This is a genomic window from Methanofastidiosum sp. (assembly GCA_020854815.1).
Classification (GTDB): domain Archaea; phylum Methanobacteriota_B; class Thermococci; order Methanofastidiosales; family Methanofastidiosaceae; genus Methanofastidiosum.
The window spans coordinates 1-12,455 of the sequence record JAHKLW010000021.1 but is presented as its reverse complement, the minus strand read 5'-3'; the positions used below and the strand labels follow the sequence as shown (position 1 = coordinate 12,455).

General features: G+C 48.1%; 9 protein-coding genes. All 9 read left to right on the top strand.

What is annotated here, in order from left to right:
* Positions 1-2 precede the first annotated feature (2 nt).
* From KO464_02220 to KO464_02180, 9 genes are read left to right on the top strand one after another with little or no spacing between them, the layout of a single operon-like run.
* Positions 3-701 (top strand): hypothetical protein, encoded by a 699-nt coding sequence (locus tag KO464_02220; protein MCC7572188.1) that lies wholly within the window; start codon positions 3-5, stop codon positions 699-701.
* A gap of 24 nt (positions 702-725) precedes the next feature.
* A complete protein-coding gene (locus tag KO464_02215; GenBank protein MCC7572187.1) occupies positions 726-4,268 on the top strand; it encodes a hypothetical protein in 3,543 nt (1,180 codons plus the stop codon).
* A gap of 12 nt (positions 4,269-4,280) precedes the next feature.
* Positions 4,281-4,991, top strand: coding sequence for a hypothetical protein (locus tag KO464_02210; GenBank protein MCC7572186.1), 711 nt, complete (start codon positions 4,281-4,283; stop codon positions 4,989-4,991).
* Position 4,992: 1 nt separating this feature from the next.
* Entirely contained in the window at positions 4,993-6,723 is a 1,731-nt protein-coding gene (locus tag KO464_02205; protein ID MCC7572185.1) for a hypothetical protein, read from the top strand.
* A gap of 10 nt (positions 6,724-6,733) precedes the next feature.
* Positions 6,734-7,123 (top strand): hypothetical protein, encoded by a 390-nt coding sequence (locus KO464_02200; protein MCC7572184.1) that lies wholly within the window; start codon positions 6,734-6,736, stop codon positions 7,121-7,123.
* Between the two features lie 11 nt (positions 7,124-7,134).
* Complete coding sequence (locus KO464_02195; GenBank protein MCC7572183.1) at positions 7,135-8,739, top strand: baseplate J/gp47 family protein; 1,605 nt, start codon at positions 7,135-7,137, stop codon at positions 8,737-8,739.
* A gap of 2 nt (positions 8,740-8,741) precedes the next feature.
* Positions 8,742-9,509 carry a hypothetical protein gene (locus KO464_02190; protein MCC7572182.1) on the top strand — a complete coding sequence of 256 codons (768 nt, stop codon included), beginning with the start codon at positions 8,742-8,744 and terminating at the stop codon, positions 9,507-9,509.
* Positions 9,510-9,524: 15 nt separating this feature from the next.
* Positions 9,525-11,948, top strand: a complete 2,424-nt coding sequence (locus KO464_02185) for a hypothetical protein (protein MCC7572181.1) — start codon at positions 9,525-9,527, stop codon at positions 11,946-11,948.
* Positions 11,941-12,327, top strand: a complete 387-nt coding sequence (locus KO464_02180; protein ID MCC7572180.1) for a hypothetical protein — start codon at positions 11,941-11,943, stop codon at positions 12,325-12,327. Before KO464_02185 ends, KO464_02180 begins: the two co-directional genes overlap by 8 nt.
* Positions 12,328-12,455 lie beyond the last annotated feature (128 nt).

The window sequence follows — 12,455 nt, the reverse complement described above, 5'->3', positions numbered from 1 at the left end:
ATATGAACGATAGACTGGTAGAGAGCTGGGAACGCTGGAAAAAGACACGCAGCAAACAAGAATTACAGTATCTCCTCAACAGCCTCCAGCCTCAGATAAATATGGCAGTAGGCAAATATTACAACTCAGGACTGCCCCTACCGGTTATGAAAGCAGAGGCTCAGAGGCTGGTGCTTGAGGCACTGGAAACCTATGACCCCTCTAAAGGAACGTTGAAAAACTACGCTACTGTTTATCTCCAGAAGCTGTACAGATATGTCAATAACAATCAGAATGCCATAAGGCTTCCGGAAAACCATAGATTGGAACTCAGTACCCTGAAGAAGGCCCAGGCTGACTTTGAACTTAGATACGACAGAGAACCTTCGGTTCCCGAACTGGCCGATGAACTGGGTTGGCCAATGGACAAGGTAACCACCCTGTTGAAAGAGATAAAGTCTCCATTGATTTTAGGAAGCGATGCGTGGGATAGAAAGATAATGGGCGACGATATAGAAATACACAATGCCTTTGAGTATGCAAAGTCCAAGCTGAGACCCGAGGAAATAAAAGTTATGGAATACGCAACAGGCCTGCAACCGGAAGAAATGGGCACGGGGGCCATCGCGGCACAACTGGGGAAATCCCCCGCCTGGGTATCTACAACAAAAGCCAAGATCGCCCAGCTGTTACAGGAATACCTCGATTCTGTAGGCGTCTAATTACCCGGATAGGGACGGTGACAAATGACTATAGAACAGCATTTCAAAGAGGTGGATACCCAAAACCTCGCATATGCCGTCTATTTAAATTACACTAACACAAAAGGAGGTTCCTATTCTCCGGAATCCGCTTTTGGAATGGCTGCCCTGGAAGATTCCCTTAAAAGAGTTCTGAGCACTGTAATAGAGCTTACTGTACTGGAACTTGCGGAAAACGCCGGAATTTATTACCCGGAGGTGCCTCTAAACCCCTCCTCGGGGGTTTGCCGCTATTTTGCCTCAGAGTTGTTTAGGGGACAGGGCTCTTTTTCTATCGATACACAGGCCCCCTTTATCTCCCAGGGCTCGGCGTTAACCTCTACTTCCGTTCCCTTCGCCTGTGACCCCGAGGGTTTTCCACTAATATCACCCAATCTTCTGGATAAGGTTTTACAAACAGCCAAGACTTTAGGCGAAGGTTTTACTCCGACGCAGCTGCTTGATTTTGACAATGATATGGAAGGCTACTGGAGAAGGTTTGCTTTTACTATGCTGTTCAAGGAGGATCTGCTGTCCCTGCTCTCCTGGGACGCACCTGAGAAAAACCTTACAAACTCCCGTCTAGCCGGTAACATAAAATATTATACAGACAATGTGGATATGTTCCACCTGCTTCTTGAATTCGATGGCAACTCCTTCAGTTTTCCCGGGGGCTACACAACCCTAAGGACTGTTTATACTCATATCCTGACGAAAGAGGCTCCTACAGGAGGTTTATATGCCGGACTGGAAAACAGCGTGGCTTACTACGATGCCCGACTGCACCATTCCTATGGGACCCTGGATGTGACCAATCTACCTGAAAAGGTCGCCATTTACTGTACGGCCAGAACGTTATACAACAACACCCCCACAACTCCGCTAGCTGCTGGGTTAAAAGCGGCTATAACAGCGGCCTTGCCTTCCCTAAATCAGGAGTTTCGCTGGTTTATCACTTCAGAACTGCCGGTCCAAACCAAAGCGTACCAGCGGGTATTCTCCTTCAGGCTGTCCTATGGTCTAGGAGATGTGGAGGTGCCCACAATACCGGACGAAGTTACGGAGGACAAAACCCCTACCTCTCAGCCAATAGAGTTGATAGACCCGGAACCAGAGATTGAGGAAGAAACCCGAAAACTGATAGAAGAATGGGGCAGAAAGAAAAGAGAAAAACTGGCCGAGCTGATAGAAAACTTCAATGGTAAAGACGTATCCCCCGAGATATTCAACATAATAGGTATGGATCCTATATTCGATCTGGTGTATGAAAATGACACCCTTATGGTCACCCACAGGGGGCGCAGTGTAGCTATCATATACGACCCTAAGTCTTCTGCGCTAGACATCGAGTCATATAAAGAGTATGTCGACACCCTGTTGCCTGAGGAAAAAGCCACGCTAGCGGTGGAACTTGCAGAAAAACTCACCGAGGAGCTTAAACAGGTACCTGATAACAGCTCGGAACTGGACAGCTTGATAAGAATAGTGGAGGAAGTGGTCAGGTCCGAGGCCGGGTTAGACGTCTCACCCATAGCCGATGCCATAAACGACAGGGCCAGTGAGGTTCGTGATGAGCTGGTAAAAGCTATCGAAGACGCCACTGAACACTCTGTGGGTGAAACTAAAACAATAGCGGAAGAGCTAGTAAAAGAAATCACTACCTATCAGGGGTTAGACATAGACCTGCTTAATCTCTGGTGGGTTATAGTCAACACGCTTACCAGTCTGCGGGTTGAAATCGATGCGCAGATAGGGATTCTTATTGAAAGTGTTATGTATGACAGTGTGGTTCCCAGAGAGGTTATAACACCCCCTTATGACAAGCTTAAGACCAGAATTTCTCCTGATGTGGTAGAGTTTGGAACTTACGACGTGCCACCAAATATAACCTACGGCTTGGCTTTCAACAATCTGATGACGATTATTAGAAGGATCCTGGACAACAGAACTATCACTTCCGAAGATATTCAGGTTCTTGCCCAGCTGGTTCGTGGTGAGATAACGGCTTTACCTGCGGGTAAGGAACACCTCGAGTTAATTATGGAAAAAGGGCAGTATATATACGACAATCTAAGCGCTTTCAGAGAGGATTACAACACCATTAAAGCGTGGATAAACGCCGAGCTGAAGACAGCTTTAGACAACATAACAAGAGATCCGCTGGAAGTAAACGACACTGTCGTGGACTCCTCCATAGCCTCAACCGAGGAACTGGTGGAAGAGGCCACCTCCTACCATATAGGTATAACCACCGTGCTCAGCACCCCTGTTGTCTACAAATACAGCCTTTCGCTCTTGATGGCAGACAAGCCAAATAACAGGGTTATCTACAGGCTGATAGGCAGGGATCTTTCGAATGTTCTCGACAGCTACAACTGGGCTGATCTCGACCCCTATGTGGGACAGGGGGTCGTTGAGGGGAGTGTAACTATTTACAACACCCGAAGTGTGGAAGCCGTGCTGCAGGAGGAAGAGCTGGGGCTGGTCGCTAAGACTCTCATCAATAAACTGGTTGAAAAAGGTTATGCTGCTGCTCAGCTCACCACCCCGGACAAAACCATAGGTCATCTTGTTTCCTTGTACCTGGGGAGTGTCAGTGATGAATCAGGAGTGACAATAACAGACGTGGCCGCAACTATTTTTGAAGATACCCGTCAGGCTATAGCTTCCAAGAGCTTCGAGGTAGAGGAAGTTCTCAACGCCGTGTATTCTGGTGACAATGAAGCCGTTGAAGAGGCGTTAAACAGGGTTGCGGATAAAAGGGAAGTGTACCTGAACACCGTAGAGAATTATGTTAAAAGCGTGGTTAGGTCCCCGGATATTGAACCCTGGCAGAAAGACGTACTGGAGACTGCCCTGGAGGTCTCCAAGGACCTCGATGTATCCACTACAAGGCCTTACCTGGCCAACATAGCAACTTCTCCTATTCCTATCCTTCCCCCGTTCGGGAGCGTAATTCCAGAGGAAAGACCCCAGGCGATAGGAGACGAAACGGTCACACCCATAGACAGCAGTACTGATATCATACTGGGTTCCGTCCTCCCTGGGCTTGACAGCACCCCTTCCTATACAAGAATCCCAGTGTTCAAAGAACCCAGAAAAGAATCTACCCGGGTAAAGTATGGCGATCTGCTCCACAGAGTGCTAAATATGAGATCGGGCCTTTCCCTGGTGGTAGATGACGCCTCCATAGACCTGATGCTGCAGAACTATTCCCTCTCCGAGACCTACCCGACCCTTTATCTGCAGAAGATAGGAGGAGCCTCAATTAATAAGGGTGCCCCTGGGCCCGCAAGGTTAACCTTAAACTGTACAGTTCCCGGAAGCCAAAAGGTGAGCCCCTTAAAGGTAATGGCTATGGCCTTGATACTGGCTGATCCTACCATCTACGACAAAGTTAAGTTGAGGCTCAATCTCGATGTTTACACTTATGCGGCAGGGGGTAAGAGCCTCCCCATAGTGTTCACCGAGGTGCAGACCACTATCAATTACGAGGAAATGAGTATGAACCTTTACCTGTCCGGCTATGTCCACGAAGCCTTCATATAAAGGGGTGATCCGGTGTTTTTACCATATGTAAGCCCTAGTAAAGAACAACTGCTTGCGATAATGAAAGACCCTTCGGGGCCTGCTTCGTATAAAGATGAGCACGGAGCCCCTTCCATACTGTATAAAATACTGGACGTATCCTCGTTAAAGGCTTTCAAGCCCTTTATGGAGTACTTGGAATCCCCCTACTTCATAACAACGGCTAATTACGATGCCAGAATACAGACGTTGGCAACCAACGCCACAATAGACGTAGATTCAGAGCTTAACTATGGGGACCCTGAATCAGTGAGAAACACTGTTCTTGTTGTTAAATCCACAACGCCCCGGGTAAGCCTTTCCGTGACAGTCCTGGTAATGGATGTAGTGCCTAAAAACAGCAAGACCCAGGATACTGTTGCCCATAAACTCGAGAAGTTCTTAAGGAGCATCCGCAGAAGCTCCTATATAGTCTCCCAAAACGAGATAGACACGGCTTCCGATGAACTGCTCAGTATCTTAAAGATGGCAGATTCGGGCAGCAGCTATACAGAGGAAAAACTGGCGGAGGAGATCCGGGGAGGACGCTTCCTGCTAGGGTTGGATATAAAAGGCACCCAGTTTCTGCTGGAGCTTACATCGGTAACTGCGGCTAAAGCTGCCGAGTCCCCCTACACAAAGACTATGAACTTCGGTGGAATCCTTGAAACTTATTCCCTTACCGTTATAAGTGCAGGTGATTGATATGAAATGCCCAGCAGATATAAGCAAATATCTGGTAACCATTGAAAAACTTAAGCTGATGCTGTCTGAAGACAAGAGAAAAGCCTTTGAAGGCTCCTCTAAAGCGGAAAAAGCCCAGGAGGTTTTGCACTGCTTTTTCATAATAGCTAGAGAGCTGGGACTGTTGGACACGACTGTCTCTTCCATTCTCGAATCTATACCGGAGGAGGGTGCCCGCAAGGCGTTGGGGTTGGGCATAGATATGGTTCAGGCCTATGCAAACGGTACAGAATTTGACTTGTCCCTGGATTTTGATTACATAAAGAAGTCTCTGGACACTCTGATGACCTCCGTTCAACTCCAGGGAATAGATCAGGTGCTGGATGACTTCGGACGGCAACTGGACAATTTACGCAAAGCCTATAACAACTTCAAAAAAGCTACGGCCACCCAGATAACTATGCAAGATTCCAAGTCTTTAGACCCCGTAGCACTCGACATTGCAGTTACTACAGCCCTTAATCGGTTGGATAATGCCGTCCAGGAGGTCAACAGACTCTCGAAGGGTAAACCTACGGGTCCGGCTATTACTTCGCTGGAGACCGCAGAGAAGGCCTTAAAAGAAGCACTTATGCAGACAGAGGACTCCACCATAAAAGAATTGGAAAAACTGAACATAAGCAGGGCGTGGATGGAACTAGACAGATCAATCAACTCTCTTGGCGTTTATCTGCAGAGGTCCTGGTGGGAAAAGGAAATTGAAAAGTCTCCCGCTATAAAGAAACTCACTAAGAACGGTTTGGTGGCCTTCGATACCTTGCTCTCTATGGTTGGGATTAAACCCTCTACCCCGGAAACGGAGGCTTTCCTCCAATGGATAAGGGAAAAGACACAGGAATGGTGGCTTACCTTCGCCCAGAGTGCAGCTTCAGGAGACTTTCTCGACACTCTGGCCAGTGAGGTGCAGTCATCGAACAAGGTTTATTACCAGATAGAGGATATCTTATCAAAACTGTTGGATTCCCGAAACGGTTTGAGAGGGAGCGCTGTCCTCTACAAAAATTCAAGGTTGTTTCTGTATCAGCTCCAGGACAGCTTGAGTAACGCAAGACAGGCAGTTTCTTATGCCAAGGCACAGTTAAGGCATAACCTCGGAGACTATGTTGTTAGTGAAAAAGACACTGTTCAGGTTAGCAGTGCCCTGGTAGTGGGAATTGCTAAAACGGCCTTCAATACTGTCGGCCCCGATCTTGCTATATTCAGCGGTACTCTTTCCCTGGCGATAAGGGAATTACAGAATAATTTCCTGAAACCAGCTATGAAAGATATGCAGCAGTTTTTTACCATTCTCAATGCCATTAAAGTGAAGGGCCTTACAGCCGAGCAGTTGCTCCTCACTGAAGACGAACAGGCAGAGTTAAGAACCTCTATCAAGGCAGTTAAAGAAGCTATGAAGGCTGTGGACCTTTTCGGACTGTTGACAGACAGCTTTCAGGAGGGCTCTTCTCAAATAAAGGCTGTTCGGTGGGCTCTCAAGGACGCTGCTGGAATAGGAATGACGATACTCGAAAAAATAACCCCCACGCTGGGCCCTGTTCTTATGAAAGCTTTGTATGAATACGCTAAATCCAAAATGCCAGGAGACCAGTTCAATGAACTACTGGGTTATCTCACCTGCATTACCCAGATTCTAGGTGTTACACTGAACTCGGATCAGGATATACAAACGTTCCGGTTGACCTTATTCAAATAGGAGGGCTACTATGGAATTTCAGTTTTTCAACCCTGTTACGGGAGTCCCAGATCCGGATCTCGGCATAGTCTGTCTCGGGGTCGATGCGCTGTATCAAAGAATAGCCTATTCCTTCTACAACACTGTTGGAAAGGTCAGCGGCCAGCACGACGCCCCGGGTTCCGCGTGGGATGCCTACCAGAGATCCAGTGAGAGCGATAGAAAGAACTATGTAAAGCGTTGGGTTACTGAGGCGGTTGAAAAGGTTAGGAATGGAGATATCGTCTTTCGTAGAGACCCTTCGGAATCGCTTGGCGACTACAATATATCTTCAATACAAGTACAGAAAACGAATGTAGTGATAGTACTGGATGTAAAAACAAGAACCGGTGTAGCCACAACCGGGACCTTACAGGTGTAGGAGGTTTCATTATGTTCGATATGCTGGATTCTAACCCATCAGCGGTATTTAGAGGGCTTCTCAGCAAACATTTTCCGGAACTGCCGAGTGGCCCCGATTCTCCAACATACTCTTATCTAATAGCTCCCATAGAAGTGTTGTTCAAGTCCTACCACGACTCCGTCAAAAAAGAGCTTGAGGACTTCAGAAACTTGCTGAGGGGAGACGTTTCCAAAGAGTACATAATGAAGCTGCCTACAGCAACTCTGGATTTTTATGGAATGCTTCACGGAATTTCGAGACTTCCCTCGCAGCCTTCCTGGGGCGTTCTGAAAGTTACTCTTGCAGGCACAACCACCCCGGGCACGAGAATAGCCTATCCCGAGATTCGTTTCACGGCGGGAACGGGGACCTACAGGACTGTGCCCACAAACGGAATAGTTCCCGAATCGAGAACGGTATATTTAACGTATAAAGCTGTCTCCGCAAGAGCTGAAAGGCTTGCCTATGGGACATCGGTAGCGTTAGGCAACACTATGGTTCAGGCGGCAGAAGTTTATCTGACCTCTGACGGGACCGGGGTTGAAGACAACTGGAGCTATTTCAGCAGAATCAGAAATTACATAACTGGCAGGGTCAGCCCGGGGAGAAACATACTGATAACGGCTGCTCAAACTTTGAGCGGTGCAAACGATTATCAGCTTGTTGGCAAGGACAACAGGATGTTCAGAGATATCGTAGCCTTCGGGAATTCAGAGGACCCAACCTACTCCCACTTGGGCGGAATGGTAGACCTTTATGTTCGAACCAGCAACGTTGTCTATGGTGAAACAACCGAGAACATCCACGGTCTTACCGAGACTGAGAAGAGTCTTACCCTCATACCACGGACTATGTATCTCGATTACGGGGTAGTTCTAGTAAACGGGACTGTGAGAGCGGTAGATTACCCGGGACCGGGAACCTTCTTAGAAGACTATATGGACTCTGAAGATAAACGTTACGACCTTACCTTAGGTTTACCTGTCATAGACTTAAGGAGCGTGTTTCCCGGAGCGATACTCAATATACTGGCTCTGTCTGTCGGCGGGGTACCCCTGGAGGAGAACACGGACTACGTAATTATCTCGGGAGACAGGGGTGGGACCTTTACGGCCGGTAACAAGCTGCTGGTAGTATTTAATCCCGCCACCTTTACTGAAGGTACTTCGGTCAACATAGAGGCGTTGTACGTTAATAACTGGACGGACGCCGAGGAATCGTTCAAGGCTATGACCGAAGACCTTGTGGGCATAGACGCGCTGTTAAAGCCATATATGCCAATTAGCGTTGAGATATCTCTAGTTCTTGGCAGCAGTGAAATAGAGATAGACAAGAATCAGCTGGTAAACCAGATAAACGGAGAGGCTTCCTTCGATTTAGGAAGGGTCTTGAGCAACATAACCGAGAGGGGTGGGCAGCTCCAATCCTACTCGACAAGGCTAACCCTGCGAACACCCACTTTCAAGAGCTATGTACTGGAAAACACAACGGCGGCCACACCCCACAGTTTCGCAGCATTAGGTGTGCCTTTTACCGATCTATACCGGTTCTACACGGCACCGGATCTCATATCTATCAACTATATTGAGGGGTAAATATGAGCCTTTATCTATCGGAAGCACCCCAAGAATTTCAAAATTTCTTGAAGGAATACAGGGACAGATTAACCCATCTTGCCTCCATAAAAGCATTAGACATAGCAACCTCCCTTAAAGAGGTAGATCCTTTAGCCTCACCCCCTGTTATCCGGATTCCCAAAGTATTCTTAACCTTTCCGGACAAAGTCTGGTGGGATGTAACATACATTTACCTGGGTGTTCCGGACATAGTAGGCTTCGAGTCTATAACCGTAGGCACAGCCACCATAGCCCCCGGGGGTACCTCTTTTAACGCTACCGATCAATATGTAAGGTTTGCAAAAGGTGAACTTGACCCTACGGCAGACGTTATTCTCTGGGGTTGTTCTTTTGGGAACAGCTTCTTGAAGCACTATATGTCAAAGCTTCATACAGACATATATAACGAGATCCACACAAAGTTTTGGGCAACACCGCTATTAGGCACCTCAGGAGGTTTTACTAGAGAAGAGTTTTACAGGAGACTGTATGATTACCTGTTCTTTGCCCGGAATGCCTTTACCTTCTCCTCGCTTGAAGCGGCAATGAATATCGCTCTAGGTCTACCTTACGCACCCCTGTCAGGTACTGTTATCGATGTTGATTCTGCTGTAACCATAACTAAGGGAGCAACCGACGAGACAATAAAGGTTTTTGTGGAAGAGGATTACAGAGGTTCAATCATAGTGTCTCCCGGGGACGAGGTAACCTACGGAATGCCGTTGACGTCCGTCCTAAGGGCTTACTAAAGGAGGTTGGCTTTTATGGAACAGCAGAACCTTATCGGCTTTCTCGCAGGGGATGACATCTACGCCGGAGAAGCCTATAAGAAATTTACAAACCTCTTTAGAAAACTGGGGGGCCTCGCATACCTGGATATGCAGGAAATGGGGGTCTTTCTCGATTCTAATATCATTCATATGATAAAGGCTTACCAGAGCACAGGGCTTATGAGGGGAACCGACGGTATAGTAGAGCGCTCTTTTCTCCCAGATATAACTTCTGTCGGCAGCCTATCCTCTCTTGTCTGGTCTAATTTACCGTCAAGATTTGATATATGGGCCGGTATGAACCTCGATCTGTCCGTAGGCAGCCTTCCGGAAGAAGATAAAACGGATTTGAGAAAGATACTACCCCTTTTTGAATACTGGATCTCCCGATCTTTTGAGGGTTTATACGGTCCCGGGCTAACCTGGCTGGTTAATTCCCACGTATGTACAAGTGCTTTAGGAAGCGTTGCCAAAACAGGTACGGGCAGTACCAGTTTCTCCTACGCTTCCTGGTTGTCTGATGAGCTGACGGCACTGGTCACGGCCTCCGGACTCCCGAGGGCTTCCAGAGGAGCATTAAAAACTCAGTTGACCTCTGCAATAAATACTTTTGCCAGCTCCGGGACTGCTACCGGCATTCTGTCGGGAAACGCACTGGGCACAACTGCCGTTAACTGGCGTACTCACGGAACCATATTGGCCGAAACGGAACCGGGCCAGGGAATAATAAGTTTTGCCACTAAATTAAGCCACGATTATGGCTGTCTGTACCCTGAAATAGCCAGTGTTCACGTAGCCGCACTCCTCTGGGCGCTGTGTCACGCAAGCACGGGTATGCCCCTTAACGTAGTGGGCCACTACCTAACTGCCCTATCCAGGTTCATAGGAGGTATGATTCCTGGCGAACTTCCTATAAACGCCTGGGATTGGGCTCCGGTTAATAAAACCGGCATTCTTATTGAACGTGGCGATATGCTTCCGGATCCTTATTTCTCGATATTCCTAAGGTTACTGAGAATGAAATATGCGCCAAACGAATACAGTATGAACGGTGAAGTGACGACCTCTTTACTGCACCCTTACTTACTCAATATCCTGACCACAGCACTAACTACCAGTGAAGCTGCCAGACCTTTAGTTAAAGATGTTATGGAGCTAATGATGGGTGAAAGTATTTTTAGAGTTGGAACGGCCCCTATCGTAGGGGATGCGAAGGCCCTTGAGCCTTTTAATGAAACAATAACGACTTACAGCCTTGAGAGCCTTGTAGGCTCTACCTGGGATAGCATAGTGCTTACAGGTCCTTATACCGATGAAGCGCTTGACGCTATAAAAGGAGTTTACGAGGTGAAGGCGGGAACGGAAATCCTGCGTATTCTTAAAACCGAGTTTGAGGACCTTATAGAGGAAGAACTGCTGTTAAGTGACGACACCCCCCTCGATGAAGAGACCCTGATAACTCTGGAAAAACAGGCAGGCGATCCTCAGGTTCTGGAAGCGCTTGCGAGGATCCTCGAGGTTTCCGTCGAGGACCTGCAGGCGGTGCTTGTTGGTGAAAGCAACAAGATTCCGGCGAGGGCCGTTAAGACCCTCCTGCTTCAAGGCTTACCGGAGACAGAGTTTGCACCGGAAGTCCACGAGCACCCCGAGTTTGTTAGACGCGACACACCGGTTGAAGACGTGGAGAGACTGGTGGAGCTGGATGATGAGGACCGGCCGGTAAGATACTACACGGCCAACGACTTTGCGGCCGCCGACCACCACCACGACGACGAATACTATTTTGAGGATGAAACGGTCAATAACGCCGACACCCTGATAGACCTCGACAGCGTCCAATACACGAAAGACAGTTTTGCGAGAGTGGGCCACGAGCACCCGCAGTACTTGCGCATAGGAGAGTCGGCCTATGCCGCCAGGGCCTTCTTCGATGGCCTGACCGAGTACGGTCCCGATTACTTTGCAGACATAGACCACGAACACTACGACGAACTCGGTAACTTCAAGTATTTACGAATAGGAGAACCTGCCCTGGCCTCTCTTAGAATTGGCGGCAAGACCTGGAGAGACTTCGCATTGAAGAACCATAACCACGACGACATCTACTATACAAGGGACGAATACGACCAGCTGTTTGTCAAGAGGTCGAACATACCGGACATTGCCCCGGCGGTGAGGGCCATAAACGGCCTCAAGATGTTCTTCGGGAACACGAGTGTGGGCGCCGGCGATTCAATAGTCATTCAATGCAATAAACCAGTTGCCTGTGCCGTCACCCTGATAGGGGCTTCCACCCACAGTGCAAAGCCGAGGGTGCTGCTAAACGAGGACGGGGTGCACATCTCCGAGTCCACCGGAACAGCCGACTGTGTGTTTACTTACCTAATATTCTATACGGGAGCAGATGCGAATGAATGAGTATGTTGAGCAACTTCAGGCGAGATTGAAAGAACTGGGAATCTTCGAGAGTCGTATGATAAGTTTTTCCAAGAGCGGTTACAGCGAGAGATACCCGAAGCATCTAGTTATTTTCAATGCGAATATCCGGTTCCTCTGGACGAACCTTTACATAGACCACAAGGTCCGGATGTGCGACATAGACCTTACATTAGAAGGCAGGAAGCTCCAGGCACTGGCCACGGAATTTGGCTGCTGTGTTCTGGTTTCCCACGAAGCGGATATTGACTGGATGTGGCCTTCGGCGATCTATGTGCCTAAGAAATTGACTCATCGGCAGCGCCAGGAGAAAGCTCGTAAACTTGTGGAGAAAGATAAGGAGGCTGATAATAATGCCTAAGATACTGTTTCCGGAGAACGCCTGGATATTGGGAACCCTGCAGGGGGTCAATATTGTAAGTGACAGGATAGCTCCGAGTAAAAAGATAAAGGTTACTGTTACTAATAATACAGGGGTAGATAAGTCTG